The organism is Flavobacterium agricola (assembly GCF_025919725.1).
Taxonomy (GTDB): Bacteria; Bacteroidota; Bacteroidia; order Flavobacteriales; family Flavobacteriaceae; genus Flavobacterium; species Flavobacterium agricola.
The window spans coordinates 1,990,200-2,008,749 of record NZ_CP081495.1 but is presented as its reverse complement, the minus strand read 5'-3'; the positions used below and the strand labels follow the sequence as shown (position 1 = coordinate 2,008,749).

18 protein-coding genes, 1 tRNA gene and 1 pseudogene are annotated in these 18,550 nt (G+C 33.1%); 12 read left to right on the top strand and 8 right to left on the bottom strand.

The features are described from left to right. Positions 1–115: 115 nt before the first annotated feature. The 3 genes from K5I29_RS10035 to K5I29_RS10025 all read left to right on the top strand — a co-directional run bounded on the left by K5I29_RS10035 (position 116) and on the right by K5I29_RS10025 (position 3,192). Positions 116–409 carry a hypothetical protein gene (locus K5I29_RS10035; RefSeq protein ID WP_264432976.1) on the top strand — a complete coding sequence of 98 codons (294 nt, stop codon included), beginning with the start codon at positions 116–118 and terminating at the stop codon, positions 407–409. A 173-nt stretch (positions 410–582) separates the two neighbouring features. After that, positions 583–1,860, top strand: coding sequence for a porin (locus K5I29_RS10030; protein ID WP_264432973.1), 1,278 nt, complete (start codon positions 583–585; stop codon positions 1,858–1,860). Positions 1,861–1,980: 120 nt separating this feature from the next. After that, the gene (locus K5I29_RS10025) at positions 1,981–3,192 is read left to right on the top strand and encodes an ammonium transporter (RefSeq protein ID WP_264432972.1); all 1,212 of its coding nucleotides are present in this window, start codon (positions 1,981–1,983) and stop codon (positions 3,190–3,192) included. A gap of 73 nt (positions 3,193–3,265) precedes the next feature. Here the strand turns inward: K5I29_RS10025 and K5I29_RS10020 are convergent. Continuing rightward, positions 3,266–3,339, bottom strand: a tRNA-Ile gene (locus K5I29_RS10020). A gap of 76 nt (positions 3,340–3,415) precedes the next feature. Further along, positions 3,416–3,820 carry a methylmalonyl-CoA epimerase gene (gene mce, locus K5I29_RS10015; RefSeq protein WP_264432970.1) on the bottom strand — a complete coding sequence of 135 codons (405 nt, stop codon included), beginning with the start codon at positions 3,818–3,820 and terminating at the stop codon, positions 3,416–3,418. 76 nt (positions 3,821–3,896) lie between these two features. Here mce and rbfA point away from each other — a divergent pair, with 76 nt between their 5' ends. The 3 genes from rbfA to K5I29_RS10000 are packed head-to-tail and all read left to right on the top strand — an operon-like array spanning position 3,897 to position 6,417. Next, positions 3,897–4,289, top strand: a complete 393-nt coding sequence (gene rbfA, locus K5I29_RS10010) for a 30S ribosome-binding factor RbfA (RefSeq protein ID WP_264432968.1) — start codon at positions 3,897–3,899, stop codon at positions 4,287–4,289. Position 4,290: 1 nt separating this feature from the next. Beyond that, positions 4,291–5,490: an ABC transporter permease gene (locus tag K5I29_RS10005; protein WP_264432966.1), complete on the top strand. Its 1,200-nt coding sequence runs from the start codon at positions 4,291–4,293 to the stop codon at positions 5,488–5,490. A gap of 12 nt (positions 5,491–5,502) precedes the next feature. Beyond that, positions 5,503–6,417 (top strand): mechanosensitive ion channel family protein, encoded by a 915-nt coding sequence (locus K5I29_RS10000; RefSeq protein ID WP_264432964.1) that lies wholly within the window; start codon positions 5,503–5,505, stop codon positions 6,415–6,417. Positions 6,418–6,428: 11 nt separating this feature from the next. Here K5I29_RS10000 and dusB read toward each other — a convergent pair. Beyond that, positions 6,429–7,426, bottom strand: a pseudogene (dusB, locus tag K5I29_RS09995) (tRNA dihydrouridine synthase DusB). Between the two features lie 119 nt (positions 7,427–7,545). Here dusB and K5I29_RS09990 point away from each other — a divergent pair. The 4 genes from K5I29_RS09990 (at position 7,546) to lepA (ending at position 11,962) form a co-directional block, all read left to right on the top strand. Continuing rightward, positions 7,546–8,316 (top strand): MBL fold metallo-hydrolase, encoded by a 771-nt coding sequence (locus K5I29_RS09990; RefSeq protein WP_264432963.1) that lies wholly within the window; start codon positions 7,546–7,548, stop codon positions 8,314–8,316. A gap of 29 nt (positions 8,317–8,345) precedes the next feature. After that, positions 8,346–9,245, top strand: coding sequence for a pirin family protein (locus K5I29_RS09985; protein ID WP_264432960.1), 900 nt, complete (start codon positions 8,346–8,348; stop codon positions 9,243–9,245). A gap of 2 nt (positions 9,246–9,247) precedes the next feature. Beyond that, on the top strand, positions 9,248–9,634 hold the full coding sequence (locus K5I29_RS09980) for an OsmC family protein (RefSeq protein ID WP_264432959.1): 387 nt from the start codon (positions 9,248–9,250) through the stop codon (positions 9,632–9,634). Between the two features lie 531 nt (positions 9,635–10,165). Then, the gene (gene lepA / locus K5I29_RS09975; protein ID WP_264432957.1) at positions 10,166–11,962 is read left to right on the top strand and encodes a translation elongation factor 4; all 1,797 of its coding nucleotides are present in this window, start codon (positions 10,166–10,168) and stop codon (positions 11,960–11,962) included. Positions 11,963–12,001: 39 nt separating this feature from the next. On the opposite strand, the gene K5I29_RS09970 is transcribed toward lepA, so the two are convergent. Further along, the gene (locus K5I29_RS09970) at positions 12,002–12,925 is read right to left on the bottom strand and encodes a malate dehydrogenase (RefSeq protein WP_264432955.1); all 924 of its coding nucleotides are present in this window, start codon (positions 12,923–12,925) and stop codon (positions 12,002–12,004) included. A 143-nt stretch (positions 12,926–13,068) separates the two neighbouring features. Here K5I29_RS09970 and K5I29_RS09965 point away from each other — a divergent pair, with 143 nt between their 5' ends. Next, positions 13,069–13,473, top strand: a complete 405-nt coding sequence (locus tag K5I29_RS09965; RefSeq protein WP_264432953.1) for a lipocalin-like domain-containing protein — start codon at positions 13,069–13,071, stop codon at positions 13,471–13,473. An 8-nt stretch (positions 13,474–13,481) separates the two neighbouring features. Here the strand turns inward: K5I29_RS09965 and K5I29_RS09960 are convergent, their stop codons facing one another. From K5I29_RS09960 to K5I29_RS09945, 4 genes are read right to left on the bottom strand one after another with little or no spacing between them, the layout of a single operon-like run. Further along, positions 13,482–15,035 carry a DUF4301 family protein gene (locus tag K5I29_RS09960; RefSeq protein WP_264432951.1) on the bottom strand — a complete coding sequence of 518 codons (1,554 nt, stop codon included), beginning with the start codon at positions 15,033–15,035 and terminating at the stop codon, positions 13,482–13,484. Positions 15,036–15,088: 53 nt separating this feature from the next. Next, entirely contained in the window at positions 15,089–15,715 is a 627-nt protein-coding gene (gene pnuC / locus K5I29_RS09955) for a nicotinamide riboside transporter PnuC (RefSeq protein WP_264432950.1), read from the bottom strand. Next, positions 15,709–16,440 (bottom strand): geranylgeranylglyceryl/heptaprenylglyceryl phosphate synthase, encoded by a 732-nt coding sequence (locus K5I29_RS09950; RefSeq protein ID WP_264432948.1) that lies wholly within the window; start codon positions 16,438–16,440, stop codon positions 15,709–15,711. The genes pnuC and K5I29_RS09950 overlap by 7 nt, the downstream gene beginning before the upstream one ends. Next, a complete protein-coding gene (locus tag K5I29_RS09945) occupies positions 16,418–17,062 on the bottom strand; it encodes a 4'-phosphopantetheinyl transferase family protein (RefSeq protein ID WP_264432946.1) in 645 nt (214 codons plus the stop codon). The genes K5I29_RS09950 and K5I29_RS09945 overlap by 23 nt, the downstream gene beginning before the upstream one ends. 109 nt (positions 17,063–17,171) lie before the next feature. Between K5I29_RS09945 and ahcY the strand changes: the two genes are divergently transcribed. Then, the gene (gene ahcY, locus K5I29_RS09940) at positions 17,172–18,488 is read left to right on the top strand and encodes an adenosylhomocysteinase (RefSeq protein WP_264432945.1); all 1,317 of its coding nucleotides are present in this window, start codon (positions 17,172–17,174) and stop codon (positions 18,486–18,488) included. Positions 18,489–18,550: the final 62 nt, after the last annotated feature.

The following is an 18,550-nucleotide window of genomic DNA, read 5'->3' as shown; positions in this document are numbered from 1 at the left end:
TTGCGCAATAAAATGCAGTTGTGTATATTGAATTAAAATGTAAATATAATTTTTTTAAATAGTATTTTTAGCACATTAAAAAGTAATGTTTAATAACTTTATAAAAAAAATGAGTATGAAAAAAATTGGAATTGCCTTAATGGCGTTAAGCGTATCTTTTTTAGTTTCTTGTAAGTCAGAACCAAAACAAGATGATTTAGTTGAAGGTGAAGTAATTCAAACTCCAGAAGGATTAGAAGAAGAGGCAGATGCATTGCATGATTTTGTTGAAAAAGCAAAAGATTCTTTAAAACAAGATTTTGAGAAAGCTGGTGAATCAATAGAAGAAACTATTGAAGATATTCAGAAAGAAAATCAAAAGCTTCAAGAAAATATTGAAAAAGCTAAAAAAGAAGCTGAAAAAAAATAATAAAAAAACCTTGAATTTTAATATTCAAGGTTTTTTTTATGTCTTTTAAGCCATAATAATCATACAATATTGCATTTAAAAAACGTTATATAAATTACTTGTTTTTAAAACTGAAATAAGTAATATGTAAATTATTATTTCTCCAAATAACCTAACTAAAAGATTCATTTATTATGAAGAAAATCTACTTATTAGGAGCATCGTTGTTGCTTCTTTTCCAATTTGATGCTTATGCACAAGAAGAAACAGATCCAGATGAAGTTTCTTTAAAAATAATTAGTACCCGTAAGCCAGGGCTTAAAATTGTTGAAGATTTTAACGAAACTACAGGGCAACATTATCGCGATCCAAAAGCGCCTCGTTTTTTGTTATACGATCAAAAACGTGAAATAGCTTTTGGAGTCGGTGGTTTTGTGCGTGTTAGAACAGCATATGATTTTGGAGGAAGCCCTACAAGCGATTTCGGATTCGTTCCGGCAACCATTCCAGTTCCTACAGATCTGTTAACAAAAAACAGATTTAATATGGATGCATCTAAATCAACTTTGTTTTTTAAACTTTTAGGTAATAACGATAAAGTTGGGCAATTTCAGGCTTATGTTGCTGGTAGATTTTCTGGTGCAGGCGGTGCATTTGTGTTAACCGATGCCTACGTTACCTTGCTTGGCTTTACGGTTGGACGTACTTGGAGTACATTTAACGATTTAGCTGCTGTTCCTCCAACAATAGATTTTCAGGGGCCAAATGGTGCAGCCGAAATGCGCACCACACAAATTAGATATACAGGTGATTTTGGTAAAGGATTTTCGTATGCAGTTGCTGCCGAAATGCCAAATACTACCGGAACATATGCTCCGACGCAAACGGTTGAAACTACGCAACGTATTCCTGATATTCCCGTTTATGTACAATACAATTGGGGCGAAAAAAAAGCTAGCCATGTACGTGCAGCCGGTGTAATGCGCAACATGAATTACCGTGATGTTATAAATAATACCACAGAAACCGAAACGAGCTTTGGGATGCAGCTTAGTACCAATGTCGAGTTAACCTCATTTATGGAATTTTATGGTCAAATTACCTATGGTAAAGGTATTGCACAATATATTAATGATTTATCAGGCAGGGGTTTGTCTTTAATTCAAAATCCTTCTAAACCCGGAAAAATGCAAGCGCAAGAAGCTTTAGGTTGGTTTGCACAAATACAGTTTAACTTATCTAAAGATGTTTATGCAACAGCCGGATATAGCCAAGCTGAAGTTTTTCCTGATCAACTAACGGTTCCAGATTCTAATTACAGATATGGGCAATATATTGTAGGAAATGTTTTTTATAATCTAACAACCGATTTTAAAGTTGGAGTTGAGTATTTATGGGGTGATCGTGTTAATATAGATGGAGCAAGTGCTTCAGCAAACCGTGTGCAAACCTTAATTCAATTCAATTTTTAGTTAAATAAAGCCTTTTAAATACTAAAAAATGTATTTACTAGTTGTAAGTATTTTAATACTTTTTATCAAGAAAAAAGATAAAATCTTAACTACAAAAATTAACTTAATTAATCAACTTTTATGAATGCAGATGTAATTAACAACGGTAACGTTGCCTTTATGGTAATAACAACCGTGCTGGTTTTTTTAATGATTCCCGGACTTGCTTTTTTTTATGGAGGATTAGTGCCTAAAAAAAACACATTAACCATGATGATGTACACGTTTATTTCGATTGGCGTGGTTACCGTTTTATGGACTTTGGGCGGTTTTTCAATGGTTTTTGGAAATGATATCGGCGGATTTGTTGGTTCGCCAACTGAATATTTTATGCTTAATGGTGTAGATTTTACCGTAAATCCTAAATACGGATCTTCAATTCCGTTTTTAATGTTTTTTATGTATCAATTAATGTTTGCTATTATTACAGCGCCATTAATGACCGGAGCCATTGCAGGCCGAATTACAATTTTTGGTTGGGTAAAGGTTTTGGTTTTATGGATGATTTTAATTTACTTCCCGGTTGCTCACTGGATTTGGGGTGGCGGATTTTTAAGTAAATTAGGATTTGTTGATTATGCTGGAGGAACCGTAATTCATGCTACTGCTGGTTTCAGTGCTTTAGTTGGAGTACTTTTCTTTGGTAAACGTTATGTTATGCCAAAACGCGATTACGGAAATATTAATTTAGTACTAATCGGTACTGCATTATTAATGTTCGGCTGGTTTGGTTTTAATTCCGGAGGTGCTTTAGCAAGTGGAGAAACCGCTGCTATTGCCTTTACAAATACCGGTATTGCTGCAGGTTTTGCAACAGTAGTTTGGGTTTTAATTAGCTACAGTAAAACTAAAAAATTCTCAATGGTTGAGTTGGCTACTGGTGCAGTTGCAGGTTTAGCTACAATTACGCCGGCTTCTGGATACGTAACGCCGCAAACTGCTGTTTTTATCGGAATTATTGCCGCAGTTATTTGTTATTTATGTTTAGAATTCTCTAAAAAAATGAAATGGGATGATGCGCTTGGCGTTTGGGGGGTTCATGGTATGGGTGGTGTAACCGGAAGTATTTTAGTTGGTGTATTTGCTGCAAGCCATGTTAATGGCGTAAGCGGAGGAATGGATCAGTTTTTAATTCAACTTTTAGGAGTAGCAATTGTAATTGTTTATTCTGTTGTAGTTTGTTGGATTATATTTAAAGTATGTGATTTGTCAGGATCTATTCGAGTACCTGCTGAGGTTCAAGAGAAAGGTTTAGATAAAGAATATCTGTTAGAAGAACAATTAAACGATTAAAAGTGATCACAGTTTTCTGGGAGTTACTTATATAAAAAAAGCCTTAAATCAATTTTGATTTAAGGCTTTTTTGTGGTCTAACCTGGGCTCGAACCAGGGACCACCTGATTATGAGTCAGGTGCTCTAACCAACTGAGCTATTAGACCGCTGCTATAAGTTGTTAGCGTTGCAATATTACTACAAAAAACACAACAGTGCAAGCGTTCTTTTTAATTTTTGTAATTATTTTTTTATCTCTTGGCACAATTCTATCAATACGCCATTTGTGCTTTTAGGGTGTAAAAAAGCAACTAATTTGTTATCAGCGCCTTGCTTAGGTGTTTCGTTTAAAATAACAAAACCTTCGTTTTTTAAACGAGCAATTTCATCCACAATATTTTCAACATCAAAAGCAATGTGATGAATGCCTTCGCCCTTTTTTTCTATAAATTTAGCAATTGCAGAATCTGGATTTGTTGCTTCTAATAGTTCAATCTTGTTAGGTCCATTCATAAAAAAAGAAGTTTTAACGCCTTCGCTGGCAACTTCTTCTTCTTTATATGCAGGTGCTCCAAACAATTTTTCGAAAAGTAAATTTGAAGTTTCTAAGCTTTTTACTGCAATACCAATATGTTCAATTTTTTTCATATACTAATTCTTTACTAAAATTAACGATTCTAAAATTAAACAAATAATGCAACTTAAAAAATTGTATTTTTGTAGCATGGAAACAAATAGACAGAAAAAAATAGGAACGGTTTTGCAAAAAGATTTGGTTGATATTTTGCAAGGCGAGGTACGTAAAAATAATATTGCTAATTTAATTATATCAGTATCTAAGGTTAGCGTAACCACAGATTTATCAATAGCTAAGGTTTACTTAAGCATTTTTCCGGCAGATAAAGGTGCAGAACTTTTAGCTGCTATAAAAACAAATGCACCTTTAATTAAGCATGAGTTGGCGCAACGCGTAAAATTACAATTACGCCGTGTACCAAACTTGATTTTTTATATTGATGATAGCTTAGAATATATTGAGAAAATTGATAATGCTTTAAAAGCGGAAGAAAACCCGATTGAAGATAGAAGTTTGTTAACACGCCGCAAAAAATCATAAGTTGAATTTTCCTTTTTACATCGCCAAACGTTACGGCATAAGCTTAAGCAAATCTACCGCAATAAATATTATTACGGCCATTGCATCTTTAAGTATTATTATTAGTACAATGGCTTTGTTTGTGGTATTATCTGGTTTTAGTGGTTTACGTGAATTGTCTTTGTCGTTTACCAACCAGATTGATCCTGAAATGAAAATTTTTCCTAAAACCGGGAAAAATATTGCGTTAACCCCCGAGCAGAAATCTGTATTACAAAATTCAGGATTTTTTACAGTTTTTAGCGAAGTTGTAGAAGAACGTGTTTTGTTTTCCTTTAACAACAAACAACAAGTTGCTTATATAAAGGGCGTTGATAGCAATTTTGTACAAGTAACCGATATTCAGAATAAGCTTTACTCTGGGCAGTGGATAGAACCAAATACCTACCAAGCGGTTGCTGGTTATGGTATTGCCGATAAAATGGCTATGGGCTTGTACGATTATCAAAATGATTTAGAAGTTTTTGCACCCAAACCCGGAAAAGGAAATATTGAAAGCCGTGATGCGTTTTTTCAAGAAACTTTATTCCCGGTTGGTATTTATGCCTTAAGCGAAGATCTAGATCAGAAGTATATTTTTACAGATATTGCTGTTGCACGTAGTATTTTAAACTTTGAGGCCAATCAAGTAAGTGCTATCGAATTTAAGTTAGCAGCTGGTACATCTGAGTCAAAAGCAACTCAATTTTTAAATCAGGTTTTTAACAACTCAATTTTGGTTAAAAACAGAGCGCAACTTAACGAAGGGCTTTATAAAATGTTAAATACCGAAAATTTAGCCGTTTATTTAATATTTACTTTGGTTATTATTGTTGCTCTTTTTAACTTAGTTGGAGCGCTTATTATGATGATTTTTGAAAAGAAACTGAATTTAAAAACGTTGTACAACTTAGGGGTAGAAATAAAAAGCTTGCGCAAAATATTTTTATTTCAGGGTATGTTAATTACTGTTGCAGGTTGTATTATCGGATTAGTTTTAGGGTTTACTTTGGTTTTTGTTCAGCAACAAACGCACATGGTAATGATAAATGCTACCATTCCTTACCCAACAAAATTTGAGGCTGTAAATGTACTATTAGTTGTTTTTACCGTTTTATGTTTAGGTTTTGTTTCATCACTAATTGCAAGCAGCCGCGTAAATAAACATTTAATCTCAGAATAAAAATACATTTTAATGAATCCAATTCTTTCAAATACCTCTGATGCGGTTACACACACCGTTTCAGATACGGTAGATAGGCTAAACGTTGTTTTAAATACCATTTTTTCTAAAATTTTAGGTGCTATTCCAAACCTAATTTTAGGCGTAGTTATTTTATCTATCGGTTTATTTTTAATACGCACGTTATTAAATTTACTTGATAAATACTTTGCAAAGAAAAATTTAGATTTATCGCTTCGCGGATTTTTACGCTCGGTAGTAAAATTTATTTTATACACGCTTTTAATTCTAACCGTAGTTTCTAATATTGGTATTCAAACAACCTCATTTATTGCCATTTTTACAGCAATTGGTTTAGGAGTTGGAGCATCTTTACAAGGTTCCTTATCTAATTTTGCTGGCGGTGTATTAATATTAATTTTTAGACCGTATGAAGTGGGAGATTATATTGAAAATAATTCAAGCACCGAAGGAACTGTTTTAAAGATTGATTTACTTTATACAACCTTAGTAAACTCTTCCGGAATTACTGTGTTTAGTCCTAACGGACCGTTAGCTAATTCAGTAATTCACAATTATTCTAAAATTACTAACCGCCGTTTTGAATATTCAGTTCGAATTGCTTACGAGGATAATATTAAAACTGCTAAAGATATTATTGCTCAAGTTTTAAAAGGCGACTCAAGGGTTTTAAAAACACCAGAAATAGAAATTTTTGTAAATAATTTAGGAGATAGCGCTGTTAATTTAACAGTTCGTGGTTGGGCAATGAAAGCTGATTATTGGGCTGCACGTTACCAACTGCAAGAAGATATTAAAGTTGCTTTAGATAAAGCTGGATTTACAAATCCGTATCCGCAACGCGAAATGCATATTGTTTCAGACGTTTCTAATATAAATAACGACAAACAAAAAAGAGAGCAATAAGCTCTCTTTTTTTATAATTGTTCTATTTCGTAACCGTTGTATATTTTTGCAATTTCATCAAAAGTTGCTAAAAGTTCTTCTAAATTATCAGTAGTAACTAGTTTTTGACGATGTGGTTTAAATCCATGAATACCTTTAAAATAATTGGTATAATGGCGGCGCATTTCAACAATTCCAACACGTTCACCTTTCCATTCGGTCGACCAAATTAAATGGTTTTTGGCAGCTTCTAATCTGTCAGTCATGGTAGGCGGAGCTAAAATTTCACCCGTTTCAAAGTAATGTTTAATTTCATTAAAAATCCAAGGATAACCAATAGCAGCACGGCCAATCATCATGCCGTCTAAACCATATTTATTTTTGTATTCTAATGCTTTTTGTGGCGAATCAATATCTCCGTTTCCAAAAATCGGAATTTTAATGCGCGTTGTTTTTTACACGAGCAATGTGAGACCAATCAGAATGGCCTTTGTACATTTGGGCACGTGTACGAGCATGAATGGTTAAAGCTTGAATACCTACATCTTGCAAACGCTCGGCAACTTCATCAATATTAATGCTATCATCATCCCAACCTAAACGGGTTTTAACCGTTACAGGTAAGCTTGTAGATTTTACAACTGCCTCGGTTAAACGTACCATTAAGTCAATATCTTTTAAAACGCCCGCCTCCGGCACCTTTACAAACAACTTTTTTTACGGGGCATCCGTAATTAATATCAACAATATCTGGTTTTACGGTTTCAACAATTTTAGCAGATAAAGCCATGGCTTCTTCATCACCTCCAAATATCTGAATACCAACCGGACGTTCGTAATCAAAAATATCCAACTTCATTCGGCTCTTAATCGCATCGCGAATAAGCCCTTCAGACGAAATAAATTCAGAATACATTAAATCTGCACCATGTTGTTTACATAACCTTCTAAAAGGCGGATCACTCACATCTTCCATGGGAGCAAGTAATAACGGATGGTCAGGTAATTCTATGTTTCCTATTTTAAGCATGCCAAAATTTTTTACAAAATTACATCATTTTTTGAAATATCAGGTTAAAAAAAACCTTATTACAACGGGCAATAAATTTTATGTAGTACCTTTAAGATTAAATTATAGTAAGATATTTTATGGAATTTTTTGTTTTAAAAGAAGGAACCTTTGCGATTGATAAAAACAAAAACTTTACTCTTTTTGATGCTAAAACTAAAAAGAAAACTGACTTTACGGGTTCTGTTTTTTTAGATATTCAACCTTTTTTGGTTCGTACTTCTCAAGATTTGGTTTTATTAGATGCTGGCGTTGGCGCTAAAACAACAAATAACGAATTGATTTTAGTGCAAAACTTGCGCGAAGTTGGGGTACAGCCCGAACAAATTACAAAAGTTTTAATGTCGCATTTGCATAAAGATCATGTTGGCGGACTGGTTCAACAAGTAAATAACCAATGGCAATTAACTTTTCCGAATGCCACACATTATATTTCTAAACCCGAATGGGATTGGGTGCACGAGCTAGCAAGTGAAAACTACAATTATCCTGCCTTTGCTTTTTTATTGCAATCGGGTAATGTTGTTTTTATTGAAGGTGATGGCGTGATTAACGATGTAATTTCGTATCAATTAACCGGCGGACATACGCCTTATCATACCGCATTTTTATTTAATGAAAATAACGAATATATTTATTTTGGTGGCGATATTTTAACCATGCCGCAACAAATTGGAAGTAGTTTACTGGTTAAAAGCGATAAGTTTCCGAAAGAAGCGAATGCTTTCCGTAAAATTGTTGTAGAACAAGCCATAGCTCAAAATTGGATTTGTTTATTTTATCATGGCTATCGAACAAAAGTTGGCAGAATTAGAATAGAAAATGACGGTTTTAAAGTAATTAATCCGTAAATTAGTATAAATGTAAAGCCAATTAATTTATGTCAAATATTGATTTTATTAAAGAAGAAACTGCTGCCGATATCGGTAATTTTTTAGTTGGCCGTTTGTTGCCTTTTAGACAAAAACGCAACATTGGTCCGTTTGTGTTTATTGACCATATGGGGCCAGCGTTTTTAAAAGATTACCAAAACCTAGATGTAGCACCGCATCCGCACATCGGATTAAGTACCTTAACCTATTTGTTTGACGGTGCTATTATGCATCGCGATAGCATTGGCAATGAAATAGAAATTCAGCCCGGTGCAGTAAATTTAATGACTGCAGGTAAAGGCGTGGTACATTCTGAACGTACGCCCGAATATTTACGTACAACTGATAAGTTTTTACACGGATTACAAATTTGGATTGCTTTACCTAAAGATTTAGAAGAAACCGAACCGAAGTTTAAACATATTGATGCGCAAGCTTTACCAATTTGGACAGAAGATGCCGTGCATTATAAACTTATAGCTGGTGAAGTTTTAGGTTATGCATCACCCGTGCCAACTTATTCGCCGCTGTATATGATTGAAGTAAAAAATACAACCAACGAAACTAAAACAATTGATTTTAAAAATCAGCTATTCGGAGAAAGCGGATTGTATATTTTAGAAGGTGAGGTACAAATAGAAAATCAAACTTTTGGTCCGAAACAAATTTTAATCACTTTAGATGCGCATTTGTGTCAGTTTAATTTAGCTCCTCAAACCACGGTTTATGTTTTTGGAGGAGATGCGTTTCCGGAAGAACGTTTTATATTCTGGAACTTTGTTTCAACATCTAAAGAGCGAATTGAAAAAGCCAAACAAGATTGGATGGCACAAAACGAAAATTTTCCGAAGGTTCCTAATGAAACCGAATGGATTCCTATTCCTGAACCTAAATTTAAAACCAAATAAGTATGGCACAAGTTAAAGCAAGTATTAAAAATAATACATATAAAACAGATTTAATTACCGAAAATATAAGCTTTATTGCAGATGAACCTGCAGAAAAAGGCGGAACTAATTTAGGACCAAATCCGAAAGAATTATTAGTTGGTGCCTTGGCATCGTGCACCGCAATTACTGTTAGAATGTATGCCAATCGTAAAGAATGGCCTTTGCAAGATGTTTTAGTTGATATTACTTTAGATGAAGAAACTACGCCAGGCACAGCCAAGTTTATAAAAAAAATAGAGTTTGTTGGCCCGGAGTTAACTGAAGAAATGAAAACGCGCTTATATACAATTGCCGATAAATGTCCGGTAAATAAAATTTTGAACCAACCTATTGCGGTTGTAAAATAAAAAAACGAGAGGGGAAATGCTCTCGTTTTTTTTTGCGAAAATTACGCTATTTAAAAGGGAAATAAGGAACGATTTTTAATTTGTACTTTTTTACTTATAAATAGTACAAGCTTTAAGTGTTTTAATCTTGTCATTAACATATCCGTTGTTTCTGAAATAAAACATGCTATTGTTGTGTTGAAAAATACTACATTTTTATAAATGTGGCTAATTATTTAACACCAACAAATCTGTTTTTTTTCTTTTTTGTAAAAGAATAAATTCTCCAAATTTGTTTACATCAATAAAAACGATAAGCACATATTTATATTGTTATATATAATGTTAAAATTATAACTTTAACACTTCTTTTTTTTTAAGATAAAATACTTAAACCAAAAAATTAAAATATATAAACTTTAAAGTATATTTGTAAATTAATATATGCGTGAGGGATAGGAGCGTATAGCCCGCAAGTGCGAAGCACAAGGACTATGAGCGGATAGCCCGACCCGTAGGGGCACGCCCTAATTTTTTTGACAATATACGACGATGAAAAATATCAGAAACTTTTGTATTATCGCCCATATTGACCACGGTAAAAGTACTTTGGCAGACCGTTTGTTAGACGCTACCCAAACTGTTACTGCTCGTGAAGCTCAAGCGCAATTATTGGATAGTATGGATTTAGAACGTGAGCGTGGAATCACAATTAAATCGCATGCCATTCAAATGGAATATGTTCACAAAGGAGAAAAATTTATTTTAAACTTAATTGATACCCCAGGGCACGTTGACTTTTCGTACGAAGTTTCACGTTCAATTGCTGCTTGTGAAGGTGCTTTACTTATTGTTGATGCTGCACAAAGCATTCAGGCACAAACCATTTCTAACTTGTATTTGGCGTTAGAAAATGATTTAGAAATTATTCCTATTTTAAATAAAGTTGATTTACCTTCTGCTAATCCAGAAGAAGTAAGTGATGATATTGTAGAATTACTTGGTTGTAAGTTAGAAGATATTATTCATGCTTCTGGAAAAACCGGATTTGGTGTTGATAAAATTTTAGAAGCAGTTATTGACCGTATTCCTGCGCCAAGCGGAAATCCGGACGAACCGTTACAAGCTTTAATTTTTGATTCGGTTTACAACCCATTCCGTGGTATCGAAGTAATTTTCCGTGTAATTAACGGGCAAATTAAAAAGAACCAAAAAATTAAATTCATGGCTACGGGCAATGAATATTATGCGGATGAAATTGGAACCTTAAAGTTAAACCAAGTTCCGAAACAAGTTATATCGGCCGGTGATGTTGGTTATTTAATTTCAGGTATTAAAGAAGCGCGCGAAGTAAAAGTTGGAGATACCATTACCGATGCAGTTAATCAAACCAAAAATATGATTTCTGGTTTCGAGGATGTAAAACCAATGGTATTTGCTGGTATTTATCCGGTTGATACGGAAGATTACGAAGATTTACGTGCATCGATGGAAAAATTGCAGCTAAATGATGCGTCGTTAGTTTTTGCGGCAGAAAGTTCGGCAGCTTTAGGATTTGGTTTCCGTTGTGGATTTTTAGGTATGTTACACATGGAAATTATTCAGGAACGTTTAGAACGTGAATTTAACATGACGGTTATTACTACGGTTCCCAACGTTTCGTACATGGCGTATACCAAAAAAGATCCTGAAACTCCGTTTATTGTAAATAACCCATCTGATTTACCAGAGCCGTCTAAACTAGACCGAGTTGAAGAACCTTTTATTAAAGCTACCATTATTACAAAAGCTGATTATGTAGGTAACGTAATGAGCTTATGTATTGAAAAACGTGGTCAAATAACAAACCAAACGTATTTAACGCCAGAACGTGTTGAATTGAATTTTGATATGCCTTTGGCTGAAATTGTATTTGATTTTTACGATAGATTAAAAACAGTTTCTAAAGGTTACGCTTCGTTTGATTATCACCCAATTGGCATGCGTCAATCTAAGTTAGTTCGTTTAGATGTTTTATTAAATGCACAAAACGTAGATGCACTTTCAGCATTAATTCACGAGGATAATGCGTATCATATTGGTAAAAAAATGTGTGAAAAATTACGTGAGTTAATTCCGCGTCAGCAATTCGATATTCCAATTCAAGCTGCTATTGGTGCTAAGGTAATTGCTCGTGAAACCATTAAAGCTTTACGTAAAGACGTAACCGCAAAATGTTACGGTGGAGATATTTCGCGTAAACGTAAATTATTAGAAAAACAAAAAGCTGGTAAAAAACGTATGCGTCAGGTTGGAAACGTTGAAATTCCGCAATCGGCGTTTATGGCTGTACTTAAGCTTAACGATTAATAACAAAAAAGGCTCAAAATTTATTTTGAGCCTTTTTTGTTATTTTATTTCTGCATTTACTTTTTTAATAGCTTGTGCGCTTTTTTCAAATTTTTCTTTATCTGCAGCTGTTAATTTTAATTCAACCACTTTTTCTATACCATTTTTACCAATTACACATGGCACGCCCATAACTACATCCTGAATGCCATATTCGCCTTCTAACAAAGTTGCACACGGAATAAGTTTTTTACGGTTGTTTAAAATAGCTTCAACAATATATGCGATAGAAGAACCAGGTGCGTACCAAGCTGAGGTTCCTAACATTTTAGTTAAGGTTGCGCCGCCAACCATAGTTTGGCTTACAACTTCTTCAGTTTCTTTTTCGTTTAAATAATTTGTAATCGGAATCCCTTTGTAATTAGCATAGCTTGCTAACGGAATCATTGTTGTATCTCCATGTCCACCAATAACCATGGCGTCAATATCATTAATGGGAAGTTTTGTTTTTTGACTTAAATAAAATTTAAATCGAGCGGAATCTAAACTGCTTCCCATACCAATTACTCTGTTTTTAGGTAGTTTAGTATGTTTTAAAACAGCATAAGTAATAGAATCTAACGGATTGGTTACCACAATTAAAATGGCATTCGGAGAATGTTTGAGTACGTTATTGGTTACATTTAAAACAATATCTACATTTATAGTTAAAAGTTCTTCTCGCGTCATACCTGGCTTTCTTGGCGATCCAGACGTAATAACTACAACATCACTATTCTTAGTTGCCTCAAAATTATTTGTTACGCCGGTTACTAAGGTATCAAAACCATAGCTTGGGGCACATTGGGTAATATCGGTAGCTTTTCCTTCGGCTACGCCTTCAATAATATCTAATAAAACCACTTCGTTAGCGATTTGTTTGTACGCTAAAATTTGGGCAGCGGTAGCACCTACGTTGCCTACTCCAATAACAGAAACTTTCATAATATATAGTTTTACATTTATAACGTTGTTATGATGGTTTTTAGCATGAGTACCATGAACTTGTTGCTTAAAGATAGAAAAAATATTTTTGTAAGATGTAATTTGATTATTTTTAATACGTTACAAGTATAAACGTTTTTAATATGAAAAAAATAAGCTTATTGAGCTTTACCTTGTTAATGCTTTTTTCGGGTTGCACTGACGAAGATGATAATCGGGATATTAATTATGAATTGTTGCTTGGGGAATGGAAACCGATTGAGATGCGCATAAATGCAATGCAGGTTGTGCCTTGGGATACAAGTTGTGGAGATGATTTTTTACTATTTGCGAATGATTCTGTTGGGCAATACAATTTGCATTTTAATGCTTGCCAAAAACAAGTTTCGGAATCTTTTTCTTATAAAATGGAATTAATGCATTTGTTTATTATGAATGAAGGAACAGATTCTGTTTATAAACGCCAAATTGTAAAGTTAACGGCAAATGAATTGGTGTTGAAGGATACAGATTTTTGGACGGATAATTACATTAAATACAAAAAATAAAAACCTTGCTATTCGCAAGGTTTTTTATGTACATGTGCTGGTTTTAATAAATCGTTTACGGTTTTAACAGGATTGAATGTTTCGATAGGAACTTCAACAAAAATAGTAATCCAATCTGCCATGGCACCGTTCCATAATCCAGGTAATTCGTATGCTTTTAAATCCCTTCCTTCGTGAGATTTTTCTACCACAAATCCTGAGTTGTGATCTACATAATTTTTAAGATCAAATTTTTTACCTAAATAATTTCTGATACCACAAACTAAATCTACCGGATTAAAATGCGTTGCTTGTGATAAAATTAATTGTTGCTTTATGTCATTTTTATTTACCTGAGCGCTTTCAACAATTTGTAATGAAATTTCGTTTTGTGCATTTTTTGTCCAAAACGGTCCACCACCAGGTTCACCCTCATTTTTAACCATGCCACAAACGCGAATCGGTCGGTTTAGCTTGTCTTTTATAAAGCTTTTAACAACATCAAACGTGCTATTTACTTTTATATGGTTTGGAACAAAAATGTTTAATTTTTTTTCCATGAAATTTAATATCTCAATAATATTTTCTTGGGTAGAAACCTTATCGAAATTTCTTAAAATATTAAAAATTGTTTCTTGATTTTTAAATAAAACACCGCCCAAAACTTTTTTGTAAAAAATAATGTTGTCTAAATGTTTTAATGAAACGTTGTCAATGTTTTTTATAAAAACAATGTCTGATTTTAGAGCGTTTAAATTTTCTATTAATGCCCCGTGGCCGCCCGGTCTGAACAATAATTTTTCGTTGGCTTGTCTAAAAAAGCTACCATCTAAATCAAACGCAACGCTATCTGTTTTAGCCATTTGGTTAGAAAAAGAAATACTGCAATCAGATTGTAATGCTTTTATTTCATTTAAAAAATCTTCTTCAAAACCTTTAGATACAGTAAAATGTATTTTCCCTTTTTTCCCCATTAAGCCTTTGGCTTCTTCTAAATGGCTCGCAATTGGAGTGACAAACAAGTTATCTATTTTATGAAAAGGAATTAATGCTTTGGGTTTTTTACTATACCCAAAATATTCTTTTTCAAGCATAACTTTAACAAAGTAATAATGCTTGTTGTCTTGTGAAAAAGTTTCGAAGTTTGGAAAAACTTCTAAACAATGTTTATAAATCGGTTCGAAAAAACTAAATTTTTCTAGTCCAGTAAAAAACGTAGTTAAATCATGGGCTTTATATTTATTTATATAGCCATTTATAGTTTCTTTACTAGGATTAAATTGCGTGATAAAATCAGTTAAAAATTTAAACATACGCGTAGCTGCTCCAGAGGCAGGAACAAACTTTTCTATCGTATAATTATTTACTTTAGCATGATATAACTTTACTAATTCTTTTTGTTCGGAATCAGATAAATTAATTATACCATCGTTTAACGTGGCAACTTTTGTTAGTTGTATTGGGGAATTGCTTTTAAAACAATTTTTATATTGATTAGAAATTTTATCTGTATCAATATATAACTGATTTAAAAGCTTTAAATCAGATTTAGAGAGGGAGTCAAGAATGTTGAATATTTGCATGAATCTCTTTATTGATTAAATCATAACTTAAAATAACGGAATTTAGTATTTAATTATGATTTTAAATGTTGATTTTTGAATGTTTTTTTCCATTCTAAATAAGCCATTACGGCCAAATAAGTCAATATTACATATTGTAAAGCCAGTAATATTAAATCGCGATAAATAAATAACGGAATTACAATAATGTTACCAATGGTCCACAATAGCCAGCTTTCTAGTTTCTTTAAAGCCATGTACCACATAGCAGTAAAAAACACAGCTGTTGTAAACAAATCTAAATAAGTTATGGTTGTTATTTCTATGCCAAAAATGGTATAAATTACATAAACCAATACAAAGGTAAACAAGCCCATTGCGAGCCCTAATATACGTTGTTTTAAATTAGTTTTTGAAATTTTTAAACTATTTTCTTCGTTTGTTTTTCCAAACTTCCAGTTGTACCAGCCAAAAATACTCATGGCAGAAAAGTAAAGGTTAACCAACATGTTTCCAATATCATGGGTTTGATAAAGCAAATACACGACAATTATAGTAGAAATTAAGCCAGTAGGAAAAACTAAAATATTTTCTTTACGAGCGTACCAAACGCTTAAAACGCCTAAAAAAAAAGCAATTAGTTCTAATACAATATAAAACCAAGGCGTGTTTATGTATGGCGCTGTTAAAAAATCTAACATAATGAATTGTCAAAAAAATGGGGATTGTTTTCAAAAGCAGTTCCAATTACAACCAAATCTGCACCGTTTTGGTAAGCAGTTTCTATTTGCTTGTAAGTTTTAATACCACCACCAACAAGTAAAGGAATATGGAGTTCTTGTTTTACTTGTTTTATTATCTGTGGCGAAATGGCCTGAAGTGCACCGCTACCAGCTTCTAAATATATTAACTGATTGCCCATCCACATTCCGGCAATAGCCGTATTTACAATTTGATCAACTGCAGTGTTGGATATTGGTGTGGTTTTACTTACGCGTTGCACAGCAGTTTCTTTACCGCCATCAATTAATAAATATCCCGTAGGAATAATTTCTAATTTACTATTTTTTAACAAAGGTACCGATTTAACTTGTATATCAATTAAATAATCAGGATTTCTGCCAGAAATTAAATTTAAAAACAAAATTGCATCGGCATGCTCGCTAATTTGTGACGGATCGCCAGGAAATAAAATAATAGGTAAGTTTAGTTCAGCTTTTAAAGCCAATACCAATTCATCAATTATAAAATTAGTTACAATACTGCCGCCAACAAAAATGTGCGTTGCTGGCGATTGTTTAATTTTTTGGATTAAAAAAGTAATTTCAGAAACTTGTACTTTATCCGGATCTATTAATATGGCTAATAGTTTTTTGTTGTTTTTTTGCGCTTCGCAAATTTGTTTATAAAGTAAGTTGCTTTTCATTTTTTTCGGCATAAACCAAGCAATAATTATCTAATTCGGTATAAAAAATATCAAATAAAACCGTTTGGTTGTTAAATTCGAGTACGGCGTTGGTTTTGTTTTTGTTTAAATTAATTTCTTGTACCATAATATGGTCTAAAAAGCTAATTCCGGGTTCGTTCATTATTTTAAAAATAGATTCCTTAGCTCCCCAAATAAATGTTAAAGTTCGTGTTTTTTCGTTGGGTAACAAAGTAGTAACAAACAATTCTTTTGCAAATTTATTACTAATGCGAATTACTTTTTCTCGGCAAAGCTCAATATCAACCCCAATATCTTGATTGCTAATTGCAATTACTGAATAATCAAAAGAATGTGTGATTGATATTTTTTTACCATCAATAAGATTTGGTTTTCCGGTTTCATCATACCATAAATCATGATCGGTATAACCGCAATGTTGTAAAAGCATTCTAACGGCTAAAAAACCTTTACGATGCGATTCTGATTTCATGCTATTCACCCTGTTCAGGCTTTCAGGCTTTAAAATTACATTTTTGATTAAAAAATCAAAATCTTCTGTTATTTTCCAAATATAAATGTCTGTATTCTCTGTAAAAGTTAATTTTTTTAAAAATGCCATACGGTTTTTTGTTAAGCAAAGCCTTAATTCAAAGTAAAATAATAAAAATTAGAATTAAATAATGTAACTTTGTCTAAATTTATGTTTATACAAATATACTATTAAATAGATGAGTACTAAAACAATACCATTCGTGCCTTTTAAAGTGAAAGATATTTCACTTGCGGCTTGGGGAAGAAAAGAAATTGAATTAGCAGAAGCCGAAATGCCTGGTTTAATGGCTTTACGTGCTGAATATAAAGATGAGCAACCGTTAAAAGGTGCTCGTATTGCAGGATGTTTACACATGACGATTCAGACAGCTGTTTTAATCGAAACTTTAGTTGCTTTAGGAGCTGAAGTTACTTGGTCATCATGTAATATTTTCTCAACACAAGATCAAGCTGCTGCTGCAATTGCTGCTGCTGGAATTCAAGTTTATGCTTGGAAAGGATTAAATGAAGAAGAATTTGATTGGTGTATTGAGCAAACTTTATTTTTTGGAGAAGATCGTCAACCATTAAATATGATTTTAGATGATGGTGGTGATTTAACTAATATGGTTATTGATCGTTACCCAGAATTGGTTGCTGGAATTAAAGGGTTGTCTGAAGAAACAACAACTGGTGTTCACCGTTTATACGAGCGTGTAAAAGCAGGTACATTACCAATGCCAGCTATTAACGTTAACGATTCGGTTACTAAATCTAAATTTGATAACAAATACGGATGTAAAGAATCTGCAGTTGATGCCATTCGCCGTGCTACAGATTTAATGTTAGCAGGTAAACGTGTGGTTGTTTGTGGATACGGTGACGTAGGTAAAGGTACAGCTGCATCTTTCCGCGGAGCTGGATCTATTGTAACTGTTACAGAAATCGATCCAATTTGTGCTTTACAAGCTGCAATGGACGGTTACGAAGTTAAAAAACTAGATACAGTGGTAGGTAATGCAGATATCATTATCACAACAACAGGTAATAAAGATATCGTAGTTGGTCGTCATTTCGAACAAATGAAAGATAAAACAGTTGTTTGTAATATCGGACATTTTGATAACGAAATTGATATGGCTTGGTTAAACAAAAACCACGGTGCATCTAAAGTAGAAATTAAACCTCAGGTTGATAAATATACAATTGCTGGTAATGATATTATTATTTTAGCAGAAGGACGTTTAGTTAACTTAGGTTGTGCAACAGGTCACCCATCTTTCGTTATGTCAAACTCATTTACTAACCAAACGTTAGCACAAATTGAGTTATGGAAACATGCTGATAAATACGAAAATGACGTATATATGTTACCAAAACATTTAGATGAAAAAGTTGCAGCTTTACATTTAGCTAAATTAGGTGTTGAGTTAGAAACTTTATCTACTGAACAAGCTGCATATATTGGAGTTGAGGTTAAAGGACCATTCAAACCAGAATATTACAGATATTAATAAAATAACTATATATTTTAAAAGCGCATTTGGCATTCAAATGCGCTTTTTTATTTTTAGTA